General features: G+C 67.7%; 12 protein-coding genes. 9 read left to right on the top strand and 3 right to left on the bottom strand.

The genetic code is table 11. The annotated features are described in order from the left end of the window. Window positions 1-5: 5 nt before the first annotated feature. A complete protein-coding gene (locus tag TPR58_RS02445) occupies window positions 6-944 on the bottom strand; it encodes a 3-keto-disaccharide hydrolase (protein WP_346245006.1) in 939 nt (312 codons plus the stop codon). A 414-nt stretch (window positions 945-1,358) separates the two neighbouring features. On the opposite strand from TPR58_RS02445, the gene TPR58_RS02450 reads away from it, so the two are divergent. From TPR58_RS02450 to TPR58_RS02475, 6 genes are all read left to right on the top strand, one after another. After that, window positions 1,359-4,106, top strand: coding sequence for a TonB-dependent receptor (locus TPR58_RS02450; protein WP_346245007.1), 2,748 nt, complete (start codon window positions 1,359-1,361; stop codon window positions 4,104-4,106). Window positions 4,107-4,191: 85 nt separating this feature from the next. Continuing rightward, window positions 4,192-5,598 carry an alkaline phosphatase gene (gene phoA / locus TPR58_RS02455; RefSeq protein WP_346245008.1) on the top strand — a complete coding sequence of 469 codons (1,407 nt, stop codon included), beginning with the start codon at window positions 4,192-4,194 and terminating at the stop codon, window positions 5,596-5,598. Window positions 5,599-5,730: 132 nt separating this feature from the next. Continuing rightward, a complete protein-coding gene (locus TPR58_RS02460; RefSeq protein WP_346245009.1) occupies window positions 5,731-8,094 on the top strand; it encodes a TonB-dependent receptor in 2,364 nt (787 codons plus the stop codon). A 14-nt stretch (window positions 8,095-8,108) separates the two neighbouring features. Continuing rightward, window positions 8,109-9,740, top strand: a complete 1,632-nt coding sequence (locus tag TPR58_RS02465) for an alkaline phosphatase D family protein (protein ID WP_346245010.1) — start codon at window positions 8,109-8,111, stop codon at window positions 9,738-9,740. Between the two features lie 65 nt (window positions 9,741-9,805). Then, window positions 9,806-10,744: a hypothetical protein gene (locus TPR58_RS02470; protein WP_346245011.1), complete on the top strand. Its 939-nt coding sequence runs from the start codon at window positions 9,806-9,808 to the stop codon at window positions 10,742-10,744. Then, window positions 10,744-11,619, top strand: a complete 876-nt coding sequence (locus TPR58_RS02475) for a sulfotransferase domain-containing protein (RefSeq protein ID WP_346245012.1) — start codon at window positions 10,744-10,746, stop codon at window positions 11,617-11,619. The genes TPR58_RS02470 and TPR58_RS02475 overlap by 1 nt, the downstream gene beginning before the upstream one ends. Before the next feature lie 18 nt (window positions 11,620-11,637). Here TPR58_RS02475 and TPR58_RS02480 read toward each other — a convergent pair whose 3' ends face one another. Together TPR58_RS02480 and TPR58_RS02485 are read right to left on the bottom strand one after the other, a co-directional pair. Further along, window positions 11,638-13,080, bottom strand: a complete 1,443-nt coding sequence (locus tag TPR58_RS02480) for an alginate export family protein (RefSeq protein WP_346245013.1) — start codon at window positions 13,078-13,080, stop codon at window positions 11,638-11,640. Window positions 13,081-13,091: 11 nt separating this feature from the next. Next, window positions 13,092-14,444, bottom strand: a complete 1,353-nt coding sequence (locus TPR58_RS02485) for a dicarboxylate/amino acid:cation symporter (RefSeq protein WP_346245014.1) — start codon at window positions 14,442-14,444, stop codon at window positions 13,092-13,094. A 227-nt stretch (window positions 14,445-14,671) separates the two neighbouring features. On the opposite strand from TPR58_RS02485, the gene TPR58_RS02490 reads away from it, so the two are divergent. From TPR58_RS02490 to TPR58_RS02500, 3 genes are all read left to right on the top strand, one after another. After that, entirely contained in the window at window positions 14,672-16,351 is a 1,680-nt protein-coding gene (locus TPR58_RS02490; RefSeq protein ID WP_346245015.1) for a sensor histidine kinase, read from the top strand. After that, window positions 16,348-17,637 (top strand): sigma-54-dependent transcriptional regulator, encoded by a 1,290-nt coding sequence (locus TPR58_RS02495; RefSeq protein WP_346245016.1) that lies wholly within the window; start codon window positions 16,348-16,350, stop codon window positions 17,635-17,637. Before TPR58_RS02490 ends, TPR58_RS02495 begins: the two co-directional genes overlap by 4 nt. A gap of 121 nt (window positions 17,638-17,758) precedes the next feature. Then, window positions 17,759-21,574: a PAS domain S-box protein gene (locus tag TPR58_RS02500; protein ID WP_346245017.1), complete on the top strand. Its 3,816-nt coding sequence runs from the start codon at window positions 17,759-17,761 to the stop codon at window positions 21,572-21,574. Window positions 21,575-21,598: the final 24 nt, after the last annotated feature.

Raw genomic sequence — 21,598 nt, forward strand, 5'->3', positions numbered from 1 at the left:
CTCGCTCAGGGACGGGCGACGGTGATCCGCGGCAGGCTGCGGATCGGTTCGACCGTGATCCGCCGGAACCAGGTCTCCGCGCCTTCTGACTGAAGCTGGATGCGACCATGGGTCAGCGGCTGGCGGCTGCCGTCCGGCGCGACGACCGCCAGGCCGCGAACCTCCGCCACCGGTACGCCGTTGACGACATGCACCGCGCGATCGCCCAGCACATAGAGGTCGAGCGTGTTCCACTCGCCGACCGGGCGCTCGGCATCGCGCGCCGCCTCGACATTCCAGGTCGGGGTGCCGTTGACCATCTCGACTTCGCGTCCGCCGACGCGGAACCGAAGGTGCGGCGCGATCAGCGCCGGATCGGACGTCACATCGGTGCGGGCGCGAACGTCCTTGCCGACCGTCACGATCATGCCCGTGGACCCCTTCATGATCTCGAACTCGACCGAGGGACGCCAGGTGCCGAACACATCGCCGGGCTTGCCATGAGTGTGATAGAGCAGGCCGTTATTCTGCGGCTCGGTCTTGCGCGGCGCCCAGGTCTTGTCGCCCCATTTGAACTCGAGCCGGAGGTGATAGTCGCGCAGGTCCGCAGTATGGACCAGGCTGCCCCAGGTTTCTCCCTTGATCCAGATCGCCGGTTCGCCGTCGACGGTGCGGACCGCGAAATCGCCCCCGGTATCGCGCGCCGTTCCGATCGGCACGGCGCCCGGATCGGCGCGATAGGTGACCGCCGGGTCCGGATAGCCGAGCCACGGCGCCCAGTCCTTCAGGCTGCGTCCGTCGAAAAGCGAGATCTTCCTGCCGGCAGCGGCGGGAAGATCGACCAGCTTCAGCTCCTGCGCCGGCAGCGGTTCGCCGGCGATGGCGACGGCCTGCTCGCGCGAGTCCTGCGCCCAGGCGGACGTCGGCAACAGGGCTACGACTGCAACCGCTCGGAACATCTTCATTCGCATCCCCCTGAATGACCGCGCAACCCGACGGCCAGCGCTGGCACCCCGGGGTTCTGACCGGCGCCCGGCGCGGAGGCAAGCGTTCGATGGTCGCATATCCCCGACCCGCGCAGACCGGCGCCGCTGCGGGTCGGGCAAGATAATCCCCGTTCGTCACAACGACGTAACAACTCTTCCCCACCCGGCACCGCGAGCCGGATGGAGGTGCAATTCGACGATCGGCGCCGCGCCGCGGCGGCGATCGCACATCCGGCCTGGGGAGATCAGGGGCGCCGAATCCATTGGGTCCGGCCGCGCCGACATGACGCACGCTCGACCGAGCATCGCCGCCCGGACTCCCCCGAGTCCGGGGCCGCCGACGCTCGTCCGACGCAAGCGGCACGCCGACGACAGAATTCAAAGGGGATCATCATGCACAGCACGTTCAGCCGTACCGCCCGCCCGACGCATCTTCTGCTGGGGGCGGCGATCGCCGCTCTGACCGTCACCGCGGCATCGGCGCAGACGGCGCCGGTCGAGGAGACCGCAGCCGAGGACACCGGGGAAGAGATCGTCGTCTCGGGCTATCGCCGCAGCCTCGAAGAGGCGATCGACATGAAGCGCAACACGATCGGCTTTTCGGATTCGATCGTCGCCACCGACATCGCCGACTTTCCCGAGCAGAATCTGTCGGAGGCGCTGCAGCGCGTGCCCGGCGTGACGATCGAGCGCGACAAGGGCCTGGGCACCCGCGTCAACGTCCGCGGCCTGCCGAGCGAATTCACCTTCGTGTCGATCAACAAGCTGGCGACGGCATCGGGATCGGGCGGCCGCGACGTCGAGTTCGACATCTTCGCGTCGGAACTGATCCAGTCGGTCACCGTCCAGAAGTCGCCGACGGCCGCCGACGAGGAAGGCGGGATCGCCGGCTCGGTCTCGATCCGCACCGCGCGTCCGTTCGATGCGCCGGGCCTTCGCCTGATCGGCAGCGCCGAGGGCGCGTACAACTCGATCTCGGAAAAGGTCGATCCGAACTTCTCGTTCCTGGCGAGCAACACCTTCGGCGATTTCGGCGTGCTGGTGTCGATCGCCAAGCAGCAGCGCACCAACCGGACCGATTCGAATTCTGGGATCAATTTCCGGCCGATCTCGCGCTGGACCGACCGTGCCGGCACGAACCGCAACCAGGCGATCGCGGTGCTTCAGCGCGACGCCGGCATCACCTTCACCGACGCCGCCAAGAACCAGATCGTGTTCCTCGATAAGGTCGGCGACCGCGTCTATCAGAACGACCAGGACCGGCTCGGCCTGTCGGGATCGATCCAGTACAAGCCGAGCCCGACCTTCAGCCTGGCATTCGACGCGTTCCTCGGGTCATACGACACGGTCGAGGACGAATATGACGCCGCCGGCTATTCGGCATCGAGCAACTCGACGCTGGAGCGGATTCACGAATTCGATGCGACGACCCTGTCGAGCGCCGGCATCGTCGTGCTGCGCGACGTGTCCTACACCAACACCCAGCATGAATTCCTGAGCAAGGAATATCTCAACGAGACCGATTATCGCCAGTTCGGCGGCGAGATGAACTGGGAAACCGGCAACTGGAAGATCAACCTGCTGGGCGGCTATTCGGGCGCGCGCAAGACGCTCGACAACGCCAATCTGAAGCATGTCGCCTATGCCCCGTCGCGCACCCGCTATACCGAGACGGGCGGCGAGACGATCCCGAGCGCCAATCCCCGCACGATCGACATGTACAACGCACCGGGCGCCTATCGCTTCGAGGCGTATGAAACCACGCGCGAACAGATCAAGGACGACAAATATGCCGCGCAGATCGACCTGAGCTATCAGTTCGAATCGCCCGTGCTGAAGCGCTTCAACGTCGGCGCACGCTTCACCGACAAGACCAACGAGCGCGAATATGGCGAGGAGAAGATCCAGGGGCCGACGCGCGGCAGCACCGCCTATGTCAATGTCCGCACCCTGGCCGACAGCCCGCTGACCGACGTCACCGACATCGTCGGCGGCAAGGCCTATCAGGCGCGCACCCTGTCCTGGGCGCAGATCTCGAACGACTATGCGCGCGACTTCTTCCGTCCCGACGGATTCGTCACGCCGTTCAACGACGGCCAATATTACCGGGTCCGGGAAGAGACGGTCGCCGGCTATGCGATGCTCGACCTGGAGTTCGACATGTCGTTCCCGGTCCACGTCAACCTGGGCGGCCGCTATGTCCGCACCAAGGTGCGCTCGGAAGGCTTCCATCAGGTCCAGAATCCGGACGGCACCACCGGCTATACCGACGCGCCGATCGCCAGCGAGGGCAGCTACGAGAAGTTCCTGCCGTCGTTCAACGCCCATGCCGAGCTGACCGACAGCCTGATCCTGCGCGCCGCTGCGTCGCAGACGCTGATCCGTCCTGCGCTGACCGACCTGGCGTACAAGCGCACCGCGAGCTGGAACGACTTCCGCTTCACCGACGGCAATCCCAACCTGAAGCCCACCTATGCCGATCAGTGGGAAGTCGGCGTCGAGAAATATCTGGGCGGTCGCGGCATTCTGGCCGCGTCCTATTTCTGGAAGAAGATCAAGGGCGTGGTCCAAAACCAGCTGACCGGCGTCGTGCCCGACGTGACCAAGTACAACGCCAACGGCACGATCGACGGCGTCTATGACTTCGACGTGTACCAGCCGGTCAATGCCGAGGGCTCCTACACCGTCAGCGGCGTCGAGCTGAACGCGGTGCTGCCGTTCAGCATGATCGCGGGCTGGCTGGACGGATTCGGCGTGAACGCCAACGTCACCTTCCTCGACAGCTCGCTGACCGGCCAGTCGGACCTCGACATCCCGACCTCGCCGATCGGCCTGTCGGACAATACCTACAATGCGACCCTGTTCTACGAGAAGGGGCCGCTGTCGCTGCGCGTCTCGTACAACCGCAAGGGCGCCTATGTGGAGCGGATCGAGCGGAACATGTATCCGGTCTATCGCGACGCCTATGGCCAGTTCGACATCGCCGCCAGCTATCAGCTGACGCGCAACTTCCGCGTCGAGCTGCAGGGGATCAATGTCGGCAACGAGAAGACCACCGGCTACACGATGGATCCGGCCTTCCCGACCACCTACGAATTTTCGGGAAGCCGGATCAGCCTGGGCGTGCGCGCCCAGTTCTAATCCCCGATCGAACCGGTACCGGTCCCGCCGCTCCGGCGGCGGGACCGGCCGAAGCTGCACATTCGCCTCAGCCCGGAGATACAACATGATCGCTCGCGCCCTGCTCGCCGCCCCGCTGTTCCTGCTCGCGCCCTCGGCACTTGCGCAGGAAAGCACCCCCGACCTGTCCCGCGCGGCGCGGGGCGATATCCGCGAACCGGGCGGTGCCCGGCGGGTCGCCGGCGACATGCGCGAGACCTATCGCCAGCTGTCGCGCGAGGGCGAGGTGCGCAACGTCATTCTGCTGATCGGCGACGGCATGGGCGATTCGGAGATCACGATCGCCCGCAATTATGCCGAGGGCGCGGGCGGCTATTTCAAGGGCATCGACGCCCTGCCCTTCAGCGGCCACTACACCCATTATTCGCTCGACCGCGAGACGGGGAAGCCGGACTACGTCACCGACAGCGCCGCCTCGGCGACTGCTTGGGCATCGGGCGTGAAGACCTATAACGGCGCGATCGGTGTCGATGTCCGCGGCAAGCCGCAGCCCACGCTGATCGAGCGCGCCAAGGCGGCGGGCCTGGCGACCGGCAATGTCTCGACCGCGGCGATCCAGGATGCGACGCCGGGCGCGCTGCTGGCCCATGTCGTCCAGCGCAAATGCTATGGTCCGGTCGAGACCAGCAAGACCTGTCCGCAGAATGCGCTGGAAAATGGCGGCGCGGGATCGATCACCGAACAGCTTCTGAACACCCGCGCCGACCTCGTCTTGGGCGGCGGCAGCGCCAGCTTCGCCGAAACCGCGAGGGCCGGGCGGTACAAGGGTCGTACCCTGTTCGACCAGGCCGGGATGCGCGGCTTTCATATCGTCCGCACGGCCGCCGAACTGGCCGCGGTAACGCGGGCAGACGATCGCCAGCCGCTGATCGGCCTGTTCGCCGACGAGCATATGCCGGTCCGCTGGACGGGCCCGCGCGCCAGCCATCACGGCAATCTCGACCAGCCGCCGATCACCTGCGCGCCGAACGCCGCGCGCACCGCGTCGGTGCCGACGCTGGCCACGATGACCCACAAGGCGATCGACCTGCTGAAGGACCGGCCCAAGGGCTTCTTCCTCCAGATCGAGGGCGCATCGATCGACAAGCAGGATCACGCCGCCAATCCGTGCGGCCAGATCGGCGAGACGGTCGACCTGGACGAAGCGGTCCAGGTCGCGCTCGAGTTCGCCCGCAAGGATGGCCACACTTTGGTGATCGTCACCGCCGACCATGCCCATAGCAGCCAGATCGTCGGCAACGGCACGAAGGCGCCGGGCCTGACCGCGGCGCTCACGACGCTGGAGGGCGGGATGATGACGATCAGCTACGGCACCGCCGAAGAGGGATCGCAGGGCCATACCGGCACCCAGTTGCGCATCGCCGCCTATGGTCCGCGCGCGGTGAATGTCAGCGGCCTGCTCGACCAGACCGACCTTCATTTCATCATCCGCGAGGCGCTGGCGCTCGACTGAGCGGCGGCCCCTTCCGGAGGCTGCCATCAAGTTGCAATGAAAAACGCGATTGCGTTATTTAATCGTAACAAAGCTGCCGCGAGCGCTTCACATCCCTGGTCCAGCAGCCCCCCAACCACACGGGGAGCAACAATGAAAAACCGGATTCCGCTCGCGGCACTGCTCGCGACCACTGCCTTCATCTCGACGCCCGCATTCGCGCAGAGCGCGGCGCAGGACGAGACCAGCGGCAGCGAAGACAGCAGCGAGATCATCGTCACCGCCCAGAAGATCGAGCAGCGCGCCGTCGACGTGCCGATCACCATCTCGGCGATCACCGGCGAGCGCATGGCCCAGATCGGGGTCAGCGACCTGGACGAACTGTCCAACTATATTCCCGGCCTGAACATCCAGGAGCAGAGCGCCAACAATCCGGGCATCGTGATCCGCGGCATCACCTCGGACTCGGGATCGGCGCAGCAGGGCCCGCGCGTCACCCTCTATTATAACGGCGTCGATATCTCGCGTTCGCGCGGCTCCTATCAGGCGATCTACGACCTGGAGCGCGTCGAGGTCATCAAGGGCCCGCAGGCGACGCTGTTCGGCACCGCATCGGCCGTCGGCGCGATCAGCCTCACCTCGGCCCGCCCGCGTCCCGGCTTTTCCGGCGCGCTGACGGGCAGCTATGGCAATTACGATGCGACGACGCTGTCGGGCTTCGTCAACGCCGGGTCGGACACCCTCGCCGGGCGCGTCGCCTTCGAATGGAAGAAGCGCGACGGCTATGTCGAGAATCTCTCGCCGCGCCAGAAGAAGGACCTGTATTCGCAGGACCAGCTGGGCGTGCGCGCCTCGCTGCGCTTCACGCCGACCGACGCGCTGACCGTCGACCTGATCGGCACCTATGACCAGCAGCGCAACGGCGGCACGCCGTTCATCTCGCGCGCGCTGCCGACCGAGGACGGCCCGGGCAATCCGTTCGGCCGCGCCAATCTGGGCGGCTCGCCCCTGTCGAAGCAGGTGCTTGGCGACGACCAGCTCGGCCTGAACCGCGAAGTCTATGATCTCAACCTGACCGCGAGCTATCAGCTGGCGCCGGGCCTGACCTTCACCACCGTCAACGGCTATCGCGAGTTCGACAGCCGCGAGGTGTTCGACGCCGACGGTTCGGCCGCCTGGTGGCTGGAATTCGCCGAAATCGCCAAGGGCTGGCAGGCAAGCCATGAGGGGCGCTTCTCGTACAGCGATCCGAACTGGCGCGCCTCGTTCGGCTGGAACGTGTTCGTCGAGGACAATCTGCAGAACGTGCCCTTCTCGTCCGACGAGGGCATCTTCATCCAGTGCCTGACGCGCGCGATCCCGGCGCTCGGCTGCATCAGCCCGACCGGTGTGGTCACGGCCGCCCAGGCGCTGCCGGCGCTGACCGGCGGCGCGGTGACGTCGATCCCCTACAGCTCGACGTTCGAGAACCAGGGCCGCAACGACAGCTATTCGGTATTCGGCGACGCGACCTGGATCGCCTCGCCGTCGCTGGAAATCACCGCCGGCGTCCGCGTGCTGATCGAGCAGCGCAAGTCGGGCTACCGCGCCGACGTGCCGCGTCCGATACTGCCGGGCCTCCTGCCCGCACCGCTGCGTGCGGCACTGCTCACCGGCCTGCCCAGCCTGGCGGTCTCGCTGGTCCCCGGCCAGTATGACACGGGCGGCCAGACCTATACCGCACAGCGTTCCTTCTCGGCGGTGCTGCCGCGCTTCAACATCCTCTATCGCCTGAGCGACAAGACCAACGTGTTCGCGACCGTCTCGAAGGGCCGCCGCTCGCCGGTCGTGAACCTGAGCGCGGCGCTGCGCGGCGGCGTGACGGTGCCGAACCTGGCGATCGTTCCCGAGGAGCAGGTGTGGAATTACGAAGTCGGCCTGAAGGGCAGCGCCGGCCCGGTGTCGGGGTCGATCGGCGTCTATTACCAGAAATATGACGGCTTCCAGGTCAGCGCCCGCCAGCCCGACGGCACGTTCCGCGCCGAAAGCGCGGGCAGCGCCAGCAACCTGGGCGTCGAGGCCGAGCTGAACATCCGCGCCAGCAGCTGGCTGAACCTGTTCGGCAATGTCGGCTATATTGACGGCGGCGTCGACAAGAACGACCAGTTCGCCTCGACCTATTCGGGCGCGCGCTTCCGCCTCCAGCCCGAATGGCAGGGTGCAGCCGGCTTCACGATCGACGCGCCGCTCGGGGGCGGGATGCGCTTCTTCGCGACGCCGAGCGTCACCTATCGCAGCCGCATCTTCTTCGAACTGCCCAACAGCCTGGCGCTGTCGCAGGGGCCGGTGACGCTGGTCAACGCCCGCGCCGGGGTCAGCTTCATGGAAGACCGGTTCGAGATCGCCGGCTATGTCCGCAACGCCACCGACGAGCGCTACCTGCTCGACGCCGGCAACACCGGCGGCAGCTTCGGCATCCCGACCTTCATCCCGGCCGAGCCGCGCTTCTACGGCGCCCAGCTCACCGCACGGTTCTGAGAGCGGCGACGGACATGACGATCAATCGACGCAGCGCGCTCGCGCTGCTCGGCAGCGGCGCGGCGCTCGGACTTCCGGGCGCCGCGCAGGCGGCACCTGCGACCGGGCGCTTCGCGCACGGCATCGCCAGCGGCGATCCGGCCGCGGACGGCGCGGTGATCTGGACGCGGGTGACGACCGAGGCCGGTGCGGGCGACGTGCCGGTGACCTGGCAGGTCTCGACCTCGCGCGACGGAAAGCCGGTCGCCAGCGGCAAGGCGACCGCGCGCACCGCCGCCGACCATACGGTGAAGGTCGAGCTGACCCGCCTGCGCCCCGGACAGGATTATTGGTATCGGTTCGCGATCGAGGGCGGCGAGACCTCGCCCGTCGGACAGTTCCGTACCCTGCCCACCGGCTCGGTCGACCAGCTCGTCCTGGCGGTGGCATCGTGCCAGCTCTATTCGGGCGGTCTGTTCAACGCCTATGCCGACATGGCGGCATTGCCGCGGCTGGACGCCGTGCTGCACCTTGGCGACTATATCTATGAATATGGCGCCGAAGGCTATGGCGTCGAGATCGGCAGCAAGCTCGGCCGCCTGCCCGATCCTCCGCACGAGATCGTGAGCCTGGCCGATTATCGCCGCCGCCATGCCCAGGTGAAGGCCGATGCCGACATGCAGGCGGCGCATGCCCGCGCCGCGTTCATCTGCGTCTGGGACGATCACGAGGTCGCCAATGACGGCTGGATCGGCGGCGCGGAGAATCACGATCCCGCGACCGAAGGCGACTGGGGCGCGCGCAAGGCAGCGGCGATGCAGGCCTATTTCGAATGGATGCCGATCCGCGATCCCAAGCCGGGCCGGCCCTGGGAAGCGATCAACCGCAGCTTCGAATTCGGCAACCTGGCGACGCTGGCGATGGTCGAGACCCGGCTGCTCGCCCGGTCGAAACAGGCCGAGGTCAAGGGCGGCACGCCCGATCCCGCCGAGTTCGCATCGATCATGGCCGAGCGCGCCCGTCCCGAGCGCGAGATGCTGGGTGCTGAGCAGCAACGCTGGCTCGAGGGCGTGCTGGCCAAGTCGGTCAAGTCGGGCAAGCCGTGGCAGTTGCTGGGCAATCAGGTGGTGATGGCGCGCGTCGCCGGACCCGATTTGAGCGGCCATGCCGATCGCATCGCACGGCTGCCGGAGATGTATCGCGACCGGCTGGCCGCCGCGGTCGTCGGCTACAAGGCGGGGTTGCCGTTCAACCTCGACGCCTGGGACGGCTATCCGCCGGCGCGCGAGCGCCTCTACGCCGCCTTCCGCCGCGCGGGGACCAGGCCGATCGTGCTGGCAGGCGACAGCCACGCCGCCTGGGCGAACGATCTCTATGACGATGCGGGCACCCTGGTCGCGTCCGAGTTCGGCGCGACCGCGATCACCAGTCCGTCCTATGGCTCGCTGCTGCCGGGTCTGGGCAAGCCGCTAGCCGAGGCCAATCGCGAGGTCGCCTACTGCGACCAGGACGGCAAGGGCTATACGCTCGTTACCTTGACCCCGGGCCACGCGACGGCGGAGTTCGTCACCGTCTCGACCATCTACGCCAAGCCGTTCACCCGGTCGGTTGCGGCACGCTACCGCGTGGCGCCGGGCGAGGCACGCCGCCCGGTCGAGCAGGCCTGAGGAATTCCCCTGGCGGCATCCACTTGCCGCCAGGGGCCTCGGAATCGGAAGGTCCGCGACCAGGATTGCGCGGGAAACCGAAGCATGACACCCGCAATCCCGTCATGGTCGAAGATTATTTCCTGTGCGGCTGGCGGGTCCGCAGCGCCCTGCCCCTTCCGGAACTGATCCGCTGGCGGTCGGCCGACGACGGGCCGCCGGACATCGTCGTCGAGGAAGGGGCCGTACCGGAGACGCTGGAGCGGTCGCTGACCCCCGGTCGCTACCTGATGGTCGATCCCGCGGGGACCATCTTGCTGCGCATCGCCGACGGCCTGCGCTTTCTGATCCAGGACGACGGCCGGGTGACGGTGGACCGGGTCGATCGGGAGGACCCGGACAGCTGGCGCCTGTTCTTCCTCGGCACGGTTCTGGGGTATCTGTGTCACCAGCGCGGCCTGTTCCCGCTGCACGCCGCGACCTTGCGCGTGGACGGCCGCACGCTCGCCATTGCCGGAGCCCAGGGATCCGGAAAATCGACCCTCGCTCACGCGCTAGGCCGGCGCGGCCATCGCCTTGTTTCGGACGACGTCACGGTCATTTGCGACGAGGATAATCGCCTGGAGATCAGCCCGGCCTTTCCGCGCTTGAACCTGTGGCGCAGCGCCCTGGACGCGGCGGGGGTCGGCGTGTCGGGGCTGCGGCGGGTGCGCCCCCAAATCGAAAAGTACGACGTGCCGCTGCCAGGAAGCGTCGACATCGCGTCGCTGCCGCTGGATGCCATCGTCATATTGGGCGAGGCGTCGGCCTCGGATCTGACGAAGCTGGCGCCGACGGCCGCCCTTCCGGCCGTTCAGGCCCATATCGCCCAGCGCCAGGTTGCCGCCGCGCTGGGCAACCAGCGCCGGCTGTTTGCGACCACTGCGCGCATCGTCTCCACGGTGCCCGTCTATCGCCTCCAGCGGCCCAAGCGCTTCGAGGATCTGGAAGAGGTCGCAGCCTTGATAGAGCGGGAGATCGCCTGATGGCGACGCAAGGCGTCCACTGGCTGGCCTCTTACCCCAAGTCCGGCAACACCTGGGTGCGGATCGCCCTCGCCTGCCTGGGCAACGCAGGCCGCCTGCCCGATCTCGGAAAGCCCGATGAGCTGTGCCCGAACGCGGCGAGCCTGGAGTGGATGCAGGATCTGCTCGATCTTCCGGTCGGCGACATGACGCCGGGGGAGCAGGCGCTGATGCGGACGGAAGCCTGCCGCCTCCATGGCACAGCCACCGACGGTCCCGCCTTCCTGAAAATCCACGACGCCTATGACGCCGCCTCGTTCGGACCGGTACCAGGCGCGGGCACGATCCTGATCGTTCGCGACCCGCGCGACGTGGCGCCTTCATGGGCGGATCATCTCGGAATCTCCCTCGACGATGCGATCGCGCTCATGGCCCGCCGCGATTTCGCGATCGGCCTGCCGGGGCGCCAGCAACAGCATCACACGCTTCAGCGGCTGGGAAGCTGGTCCACGAACGTGCAATCCTGGCTCGACCATGCGCCGCGCCCGCTCTTGCTGTTGCGGTACGAGGATCTGCAGGCGCAGCCCATCGCTTGCCATAGGGCGCTTGCCCGTTTCACCGGTTACCCGATCGATGCCGCCCTGATCGAAAAGACCGTGGCGGCCACGTCCTTCCAAAGCCTGCAGGCGGCCGAAGCGCAATCGGGATTCAAGGAACGCGGGCGCAAGCAACGGACCTTCTTTCGCCAGGGTCAGGCCGGAGCGTGGCGGCAGGGCATCAGCGCGGAGCAGGCGGACCGCCTGTGGACCGACCATCACGAGATCATGACGCGGCTCGGCTATGGTGCGGACGGCACCCTGTCCGATGTTCCGGATCACGCCCTGCCTGTCAGGTGACCCGGCGATGGCCTTTCGTCAGAAGCGGAAGCTGAGCCAGCCGGCGATGAAGTCGGAATCGCGATAGCCTGCCTTGGTCAGCGACGGGCCGGCCATCAGATGCTCGTAGCGGCCGGTGAAGGACAGGCGCGGCGTGATCGTCCACACGACCTGCGCGCGCGCCACATCGGCGATATGGGAATCGCGGACATTCTGGGTGCCGGCAAAGGGCTGGCCGTTCGCGCGATAAACCGCGTCATGGACATTGGCGCGCCACGCCCGCTGATATTCCAGGTTCAGCCGCACGCCCGATGTCGGGGTCATCGTCACCGTCGGCGCGAAGGCGATCAGGTTGCTCGGCGTCAGGAACAGGCCGTAGCTGTAATAGATGTTGTTGCCGAACGGGGCATAGGCATTGCGCAGGCTGCCGTCGCCATAGCCGCCCCCGCCGCTGGCATAATCGGCGTGAAAGCCGATGCGCGGCGCCGTCTTGCCCGCGCCGATCCGCAGATTCTGCGAGAAGAACGCCTGCCAGGCGTCGATCCGCTGGTCCATGAACTGGCCCCATTGGTGGTTGACCGACCAGTCGATCGCGACCGGGCCGGCATCGCCCCAGATGCGGGTGCCGAGATAATAACGGGTGGCCGGACCGATCCGCCCGCCCCAGGTGCCGACCTTGTTGCGCCGCCGCCAGAAGAACGGATCGACGTACAGGCTGCTGCCCGGCAGCCAGCTCTTCGGCACGACGAACCCCAGCGTTACGCCCGAAAAGCGCCGTGCCGGATCGATGACGTCGTCGTCGGTACCGAGGTCGCCATATTGCGTCGGCTTCAGGTCGAACGCGTCGATCCGCACCGTCTTGCCGCGTGCCCATAGCCGCAGGCCGTTCAGCGTGTAGCGGATGGTGTTGTTGTCACGTTGCGACACCAGCAGGTTCGGACCGTCGGTGAATTCCTGGCGCCCGTAGCGCGCGCCGATCGTCACTCCGCCGACCTCGGCATTGGCTTCGGCAAACAGCTGCTGCACGGCGATACGGTTGCGCAGCGTCGCGGCGGGCGCGCCGAGCTCGACGCCGCTGATGCCGCCATGCGCGACCTCGCCATAGACGCGGAAATGCGGTCCGACATGCAGGTCGGCACCCGCCACCAAGCGGAAGATGTCCTGCCGCTGGGCGCGGGCATCGCGCAGGTTCGGGTTTGTCGTGTGATTGACCCGGAAGCGCGCCTCGCCCGACAACGTCACATAGATGTCGCCGTCGGAATCCAGCTTCACGCATTTCAGCCGGTCGATCGGATCGTCGCGCTTGGCCGGATCGCACAGCGCACGCCAGTCCTCGGCCCAGCGCGAGAGGTTGTAGCCGCCGGTGGTGGCGCCGTCGCCGGCGGCGATCGCGGGATAGCCAGCCGCCTCGTCGGTTTGCGCCAGTGCGGGGGCAGCCAGGCCGAGCGCGGAGCCGGCGAGCAGGATGCGGGCCAAGGCCATCGCCTGCCTCCTTATTCGGCCGGAACGGCGGTAGCGGGGAGTTGATCGACCGGCCTCGCCCGTCCGCTCAGCGCCTCTTCGAGCGCGACCCGGTCGAGCCGACCCTCCCAGCGCGAGACCACCACGGTCGCCACCGCATTGCCGATGAAGTTGGTCAGGCTGCGGCATTCGGACATGAACCGGTCGACGCCCAGGATCAGCGCCATGCCAGCCACCGGCACGCTGGGCACGATCGACAGCGTCGCGGCAAGGGTGATGAACCCGGCCCCGGTGACGCCGGCCGCGCCCTTGGACGACAGCATCGCGACGCCCAGCAGCAGCAATTGCTGGCCCAAGGTCAGGTCCACCCCGGTCGCCTGGGCGATGAACAGGGCCGCCAGCGTCATGTAGATGTTGGTGCCGTCGAGGTTGAAGGAATAGCCGGTCGGCACGACCAGCCCGACGATCGTCTTGGGGCAGCCGGCGCGCTCCATCTTCTCGATCAGCGACGGGAGCGCGCTTTCCGACGACGACGTGCCGAGCACCAGCAGCAATTCGGCCTTGAGATAGGCGATCAGCCGGAAGATCGAGAAGCCGGCCAGGGCCGACACCGCGCCGAGCACGACCACGACGAACAGCGCGGAGGTGGCGTAGAAGGTGCCGACCAGCATGGCGAGATTGGCAAGCGTCCCCACGCCATATTTGCCGACGGTGAACGCCATCGCGCCGAACGCGCCGATCGGGGCAGCCTTCATCAGGATCGCCACGACCTTGAACATCGCCAGCGACACGTCCTCCAGCGCCGAGACCAGCCGCTCGCCGCGGTCGCCGATCAGCGCAAGCCCGATCCCGAACAGGATCGCCACGAACAGCGTCTGGAGGATGTTGCCGCCGGTGATGGCCGAGAGGAAGGTGTCGGGAATGACGCCGAGCAGGAAGCCGGTCAGCGTCGTCTCATGCGCCTTGGCCGTATAGTCGGCCACCTTGCCCGCATCCAGCGTTGCCGGATCGATGTTCAGCCCCGCGCCCGGCTGGACGACATTGGCGACGATCAACCCGACGACCAGCGCCAGGGTCGAGAAGAACAGGAAATAGGCGAACGCCTTGGCCGCCACCCGGCCGACGGCGGCGAGATCGCGCATGCCGGCGATGCCGGTGACGATCGTCAGGAAGATCACCGGGGCGATGATCATCTTGACCAGCTTGATGAAGCCGTCGCCGACGGGCTTCAACGCCTCGCCGGTGCCCGGCGCATAATGGCCGACCAGCACGCCGGCGACGATCGCCAGCAGCACCTGGACATAGAGATGGGCGTACCAGCGTCGCGGCCTGGGCGGCGGCGCGTCGCTCGGACGGGGGGCGTGATCAGCAGGGATGCGTACCATGATGTCCTCTCCATGTGCCGCGATCGGACGCCGCCGGCTGTGGGATGGCCGATTTTGCAGCGGCGCTCGAAGCGGACAAAATGGCGGAACGCCATATATATTTATCACGCTGTATCATAACTTTAGCGGGATTCCGGACCCTGAGGCGGGCAGAAATCGGCACATCGCCCGTCCAGCGATGTGCAACTTCTTGCACATCGCCGCGGCGTGGCGGATAGCATCGGACCATGACCCGCGACTCGCTGTCTGGCTGGCGCTTCTGGATGATCGCCGCGCTGATCGCTGCGATCGTCGCAGTCGCCGCCGGCTGGATAAGCGGCGAACGCACGCGCGCCGGCCTGGCGGACGGCGCGGGCACCAGCGCCCAGCTTCGCGCCGCGCTGCTCGACAGCGAGATTGCCCGCTTCCGCCTGCTGCCCCTCGCGCTTGCCGACGACCGCGATGTCGCGGCGACGCTGGCCGGCGGCGCGACCCGCGCCCTGGACGTCAAGCTGGAGACGCTGGCCCGCACGACGGGAGCGGCGGTCATCTATCTGATCGGGCCGGACGGCCGCGCGATCGCCGCCAGCAACTGGCGGTCGCCGCAGAGCTTCGTCGGCTCCGACTATCGCTTCCGGCGCTATTTCAGGGAAGCTTCCGCCCGGGGCGAGGCAAGCCAGTTCGCGCTCGGCACCGTCAGCCGGCATTCGGGCCTCTATCTCGCCCGGCGGACCGCCGCGGGCGGTGTGGTGGTCGTCAAGCTGGAGTTCGATGCGATCGAGGCGGCGTGGCGGCGCGCCGGGGGCGACACCTATGTGACCGACCCCAGCGGCCTGGTGCTCGTCGCGAGCAATCCCGACTGGCGCTTCGCCATCACCCGGCCGGTCGCGCCCGCCACGCTTGCCGCGCTTCGCCGCGATGCCGCCCTTCCGCCGACCGCGCCGGTAACCGTGCCGAAGGCGCGCGGGGATAGGGTCGAGGCGCGCGTCGCCACCGGCCAGCCGGGCTGGGCGCTGACCTTGCGGCGATCGGTCGGCGCGGCGATATGGTCGGCCAGGCGCACGGCGGGGCTCGGTGCGCTGATGACGGTGCTTGCGCTTGCCGTGCTGCTGTGGAGCCTGCGCCAGCGCGCGACTCTGGCGCGACGCCGGACCTCCGAGCTGGAAGCGGCAGTCGCCGAGCGCACCGCCGCATTGCGACTGGAGATCGAGGAGCGCGCCGCGCTGGAGGCGCGTGCAGCCGAGCTTCGCGAGGGGCTGCGCCAGGCCAACCGGCTCGCCACGCTGGGTCAGGTCACCGCCAGCGTCGCGCACGAGACGGCCCAGCCGGTCGCGGCGATCCGGGCCTATGCCGAAACCAGCACCCAGCTGCTCGCCGCCGGCGCGACCGACATGGTGCGCGACAATCTCGACGCGATCCGCCGCCTGAGCGACCGGATCGGCGCGGTGACGGCGCAGCTGCGCGGCTTTTCGCGCCGCCAGGCGGGCGAGATCCGCCCGCTCGCCCTCACCGAAGCGGTCGACGGCGCGCTCCTGATCCTGAAGGACCAGCTTCGCTCGGTCCGGCTCGATCGGCCCGAGATCGATCCCGGACTGATCGTGATGGCCGGCCGCGTCCGGCTCGAGCAGGTGATCGTCAACCTGCTCCAGAATGCGGCGGAGGCGCTTGCCGGACGGCCCGATCCGACGATCACGATCGAGGTCGCGCCGGCCGAGGCGATCGTGCGCGTCCGGATCCGTGACAATGGCCCCGGTGTCTCGGCCGACATCGCCGCGCGCCTGTTCACGCCCTTTGCGACGAGCCGCAGCACCGGCCTCGGCCTCGGCCTGGTCATTGCCAGCGACATCATGAACGATCTCGGGGGATCGCTGCGCTGGCTGGCCGGCGAGACCGGCGCCTGTTTCGAGCTGGAGTTGCGGCGCGCATGACCGGGCCCGTCGCCCTGATCGACGACGACGACGACCTGCGCACCGCGCTGACGCAGATGCTCACGCTTGCCGGCCATGTGGTGCATCCCTTCGTCGATGGCCCCTCCGCGTTGAAGCGACTCGATCGCGATTTCCCCGGGGTGGTCGTCAGCGACGTGCGGATGCCGGGCATGTCCGGGACCGAGCTGTTCGCCCGGTTGCGCGCGATCGATCCCGAGCTGCCGGTCATCCTGATGACCGGGCATGGCGACGTGGCAATGGCGGTCGACGCGATCCGGGCGGGCGCCTGGGACTTCCTCACCAAGCCCTTTGCCGGCGAGGCGCTGCACGCCGCACTCCAGCGCGCCGGGACCGCGCGCACGCTCGTGCTGGAGAATCGCCGCCTGCGTGCCGAGGCGAGCGACAGTGAAGGCGCCTTTCTCGGCGACGCGCCCGCGATCCGCCGGTTGCGCGACATGATCCCGACGCTGGGCGAGACGGCGCTCGACCTGATCGTCGAGGGCGATACCGGCACGGGCAAGGAACTCTATGCGCGGCTGGTCCACCGCGCGGGCCGGCGCGCACGCCACCGGTTCCAGCTGCTCGACTGCGCGACGCTTCCCGCGGCCATGATCGAGCGCGACCTGTTCGCGCGCGGCGGCCTGATCTCGCGTGCGGATCGCGGCACGCTGTTCCTCGACAATCTCGACCTGGCACCGCCCGAGCTGCATCACCGCCTGACGCAATTCGCCGAACAGCGCCTCGTCGCACTCGACCATCGCGATCCGGACCCGGTCGATGTCCGCATCATCGCCGCGACCGCCGAGGGCGGCCGGGCCGCGCTGCCGCCGGCCCTGTACCACCGCCTGGCCGGCGTCGCGCTGCGCATGCCGCCGCTCGCCGAACGCCGCGAGGACATTCCGCTGCTGTTCACCCGGTTCGCCCTGCGCGCCGCGGAGCGCCACCGCCGCGACGCCCCCGCCCTGCCCGAAGCCGCCCATGCCGCGGCCCGCCGCGACTGGCCCGGCAATGTCCGCGAACTGGAGCTGAGCGCCGAACGCTTCGTCCTGGGGCTGGATCTGCCGACCGCCGCGCCGGGACCGGCGGGGCTTGGTGCCGGCTCGCTCCCGCAGCGCCTCGAAGCGTTCGAGCGCGAGGCCATCCTCGACGCGATCGCTGCCGCCAATGGCGAGATCAACGCGGCGATCGCCGCACTCGGGCTACCGCGCAAGACCTTCTACTACCGCGTCAAGCGCCTCGACATCGATCTGCGCAGCGCAAGAGGGGTGGCCGTCCGCGGAGCGTGAAGGGCGTGCGACGGCAGTCAGCCTGCCGCTCGCGCGCGGGGTGGAAACGGCACCGAACCCCTTTGCAACTCCGGAGAACATTGCAGGTGTCCCGGAGGGTGATCGCTGGTAATTGCCGGAAATGACGAGCGACGATGCAGTTGCGGGCTCTCCGCCTCTTGCCGACACTGCCTGGATCGAACGCGACCGTATCGCCGCGTTGGAAAGCTATCAGGTCCTGGACACCCCGCGAGAGCCTGAGTTCGACGCGCTCGTGCGGCTTGCCGCCGAAACCTTTGCCGCGCCGATTGCGGTGATCAACCTGATCGCCGGCGAGCGTCAATGGTTCAAGGCCGAAACCGGCATCGGCACGCGCGAACTTCCCCTTGACGTCTCGATCTGCGCGCATGCCCTTCTGCAGAACGACGTCATGGTGGTCCCCGATCTACGCGAGGACGCGCGGTTTCGCGGCAATCCGCTCGTCACGCCCGACGGCGGCCTGCGCTTCTACGCTGGGGCCCTGCTGCGCAGCCGCGCCGGGCTTCCGATCGGCACCCTGTGCGTGCTGGATCGCGCGCCGCGGCCCGAGGGCATCACGCCGCATCAGCGTCTCGTCCTTGACGTACTTGCGCGTCAGGTGATGACCCAGCTGGAACTGGGCCGCGCGCTTGCCGAACAGGCGCGCCGCGCGGACGATCTCGCGGAAACCGCCCGTCGGCGCGAGGCGGCCGAGCAGGCGCTCGGCGATGTCGAGGAACGCTACCGGCTGGCGGGACGTGCGACCAACGATGCCGTGTGGGACTGGGATTTCGCGACGAACCACGTCGTGTGGAACGAGACGCTCGAGACCAAGTTCGGGCATGTGCTCGCCGAGATCGATCTGACCGGAGACTGGTGGATCGAGCATATTCATCCCGAGGATCGGGAGCGGATCGACCGAAGCATCCATGTCGCGATCGACGGCGACGCGTCGAGCTGGGCTGACGAGTATCGCTTTCGGCGCGCCGACGGCAGCTATGCGTCCATTCTCGACCGGGGCCATGTCATTCGCGATGACACCGGCCGTGCGACGCGCATGGTCGGGGCGATGTTCGATATCTCCGAGCGCCAGGAGAACCGCGCCGCACTGGCGATCAGCGAGGAGCGCCTGCGGCTCGCGACCCAGGCCGCAGAGATCGGCTTCTGGGATGTCGATGTCGTCAACGACGTCCTGATCTGGCCGCCGATCGTCAAGAAGATGTTCGGGATTTCGCCCGACGTGCCGGTGTCGCTGCGCGATTTCTATGTCGGGCTGCATCCCGACGACCGGGACGCGACGAGCGCGGCATTCACGGCCGCATGCGATCCCGGGCACCGCGCGCTCTACGATGTCGAGTATCGCACGGTCGGCAAGGAAGATGGGGTCATCCGCTGGGTCGCCGCAAAGGGCCGCGGGATATTTGCCGAGGACGGGCAATGCATCCGCGTCGTCGGAACGGCAATCGACATCACCCGGCGCAAGCTTGCCAACCAGGCATTGCGTGACAGCGAGGGCCGGCTGCGCTTCCTGCGCGAAGTCGACGAAGCGCTGCAGGCTGCGGATGACGCGCCAACCGCGATGACGGCGGCGGCCAGGCTGCTCGCGCTCCACCTCGGCGCATCGCGCTGCGCCTATGCCGATGTCGATGCCGACAGCGACCGATTCATCATCCGCGACGATTACACGGCGCCCGGCGTCGCAACGTCGGCCGGCACCTACAGCTTGGACCTGTTCGGACCGCGCGCGGCCGCCGACATGCGCGCCGGGCGGACGCTCCTGATGCGGGACGCCGGCGCCGAACTTGGCAGCGCCGATGGACGCGAGATGTTCCAGTCGATCGGAATCGATGCGATCATTTGCTGCCCGCTGATCAAGGAAGACCGGCTCGTCGCGATGATGGCGGTCCACCAGAACCGGCCGCGCGATTGGCGAGGCGACGAGATCGACCTGGTCGAATCGGTGGTCGAGCGCTGCTGGGCGCATGTCCAGCGGATCGGTGCAGAGGCGCGGCTGCGCGAGAGCGAGGAGCGCTACCGCACCTTGTTCGAAGCCGTCGATGCGGGGTTCACCATCGCCGAGATGAAGTTCGACGATGAGGGCCGCGCCGTCGATTACCGGCTGATCGAGATGAACCCTGCATTCGAGCGCCAGACCGGCATGGGCGAACTGGTCGGCAAATGGGTGCGCGAGGCCGTGCCGGGGCTCGAGCAACACTGGTTCGAGACCTATGGCCGGGTCGCCGCGACCGGCGAACCCGTCCGGTTCGAGAATTACGCCGAACCGATGGGACGCTGGTTCGACGTGCACGCATTCGCGACGGGCACGCCCGGCGACAATCTCGTCGCCATTCTCTTCAACGACATCACCAGCCGAAAGCGTGGGGAAGAAGCGCTGCGCGAACTCAACGAGAGCCTCGAGACCCAGGTTGCGGACCGTACCGCGGAGCTGCGCTTCAGCCGCGACATCATCGAGGCGACGATATCGCCCATCTGCGCCTTCGATGCCGACTATCGCCTGATCGCGTTCAACAAGGCGCACAATGACGAATTCCGACGCGTCAACGGCTTCGACACCAGGATCGGAGACGTGTTCCCGGATCTCTTCATTCCCGAACAGGCCACCAAGATGCGCGCGCTGATGGCTCGCGCCTTGTCAGGCGACCGGTTTACCGTCGTCGAGGCGTTCGGCCGCCCCGAATATGACGAACCCTGCTGGGAGATCAGCTACACGCCCCTGCGCGATGCGAATGGCAGCATCATCGGCGCCTTCCATCTGGCCAACGACATTTCGGACCGGCTGCGCGCCGAGCAGGATCTGGCGATCGCCCAGGAATCGCTGCGCCAGAGCCAGAAGATGGAAGCGATGGGCAGCCTCACCGGCGGCGTCGCGCATGACTTCAACAATCTCCTGACGCCGATCATCGGCAGCCTCGACATGCTCCAGCGAAAGGCGCTCGGCAGCGAGCGCGAGCAGCGGCTGATCGCCGGCGCGCTCCAGTCGGCGGAACGCGCCAAGACGCTGGTCCAGCGGCTGCTCGCATTTGCACGACGCCAGCCGCTCCAGACGCGCGCGGTCGATATCGGCGCCCTGGTCTCGGGCATGGCCGACCTGATCGCCAGCACCTCGGGGCCGCAGACCCGCGTCGTGGTGGACGTGCCGGACGACCTGCCGGCGGCGCTCGCGGACCACAACCAGCTGGAAATGGCGATCCTCAATCTGAGCGTCAACGCGCGCGACGCCATGCCGGACGGCGGGCGGCTGAGCATCGCAGCCCGCGCCATCAAGGTCGGTGACGACCATCGTACCGGACTTGCGCCAGGCCGCTATGTCCAGCTGTCGGTGGCCGACACCGGCATCGGCATGGATGCCGAGACGGTCAGGCGCGCCGTCGAACCCTTCTACTCGACCAAGGGCATCGGCAAGGGCACCGGGCTGGGCCTCTCGATGGTCCATGGCCTCGCCGCCCAGCTGGGCGGCGCGCTGACCATCGAGAGCCGCTCCGGCCTGGGAACCCTTGTTCAACTCTGGTTGCCGACCACCGACGAGGATGTCTCGTCGGCCGATCGCACGGATGAAGCGGTGGCACGGCCCGGTGCCGGCCTCGCCCTGGTCGTCGATGACGAGGATATCGTCCGCGCCAGCACCGCCGACATGCTCATCGATCTGGGCTATGAGGTGATCGAGGCAGCGTCCGCCGAACAGGCGCTGCAATTGATCGAGGGCGGGTTGATACCCGATCTGCTGGTCACCGATCACCTGATGCCTGGCATGAATGGAACCGACCTCGCCCGCATCGTGATCGATCGCCTGCCCGGGACGCGCGCACTCATCGTTTCGGGCTATGCGGACGTCGAGGGTATCGCGCCGGACCTGCCGCGGCTGGTGAAGCCGTTCCGTCAGGCCGATCTCGCCGCCAGAATTGCCGAGCCAGGCAAATGACCTGTGCACGTGCCGCCGGCGGTC

The sequence above is a fragment of the Sphingomonas rustica genome (assembly GCF_039652585.1).
GTDB classification, from domain to species: domain Bacteria; phylum Pseudomonadota; class Alphaproteobacteria; order Sphingomonadales; family Sphingomonadaceae; genus Sphingomonas; species Sphingomonas rustica.

Excerpts from the sequence above, each read along its gene's own strand:
- TPR58_RS02445 (WP_346245006.1), bottom strand. The coding sequence starts at position 944 with ATGAAGATGTTCCGAGCGGTTGCAGTCGTAGCCCTGTTGCCGACGTCC.
- TPR58_RS02450 (WP_346245007.1), top strand. The coding sequence starts at position 1,359 with ATGCACAGCACGTTCAGCCGTACCGCCCGCCCGACGCATCTTCTGCTG.
- phoA (WP_346245008.1), top strand. The coding sequence starts at position 4,192 with ATGATCGCTCGCGCCCTGCTCGCCGCCCCGCTGTTCCTGCTCGCGCCC.
- TPR58_RS02460 (WP_346245009.1), top strand. The coding sequence starts at position 5,731 with ATGAAAAACCGGATTCCGCTCGCGGCACTGCTCGCGACCACTGCCTTC.
- TPR58_RS02465 (WP_346245010.1), top strand. The coding sequence starts at position 8,109 with ATGACGATCAATCGACGCAGCGCGCTCGCGCTGCTCGGCAGCGGCGCG.
- TPR58_RS02475 (WP_346245012.1), top strand. The coding sequence starts at position 10,744 with ATGGCGACGCAAGGCGTCCACTGGCTGGCCTCTTACCCCAAGTCCGGC.
- TPR58_RS02480 (WP_346245013.1), bottom strand. The coding sequence starts at position 13,080 with ATGGCCTTGGCCCGCATCCTGCTCGCCGGCTCCGCGCTCGGCCTGGCT.
- TPR58_RS02485 (WP_346245014.1), bottom strand. The coding sequence starts at position 14,444 with ATGGTACGCATCCCTGCTGATCACGCCCCCCGTCCGAGCGACGCGCCG.
- TPR58_RS02490 (WP_346245015.1), top strand. The coding sequence starts at position 14,672 with ATGACCCGCGACTCGCTGTCTGGCTGGCGCTTCTGGATGATCGCCGCG.
- TPR58_RS02495 (WP_346245016.1), top strand. The coding sequence starts at position 16,348 with ATGACCGGGCCCGTCGCCCTGATCGACGACGACGACGACCTGCGCACC.
- TPR58_RS02500 (WP_346245017.1), top strand. The coding sequence starts at position 17,759 with ATGACGAGCGACGATGCAGTTGCGGGCTCTCCGCCTCTTGCCGACACT.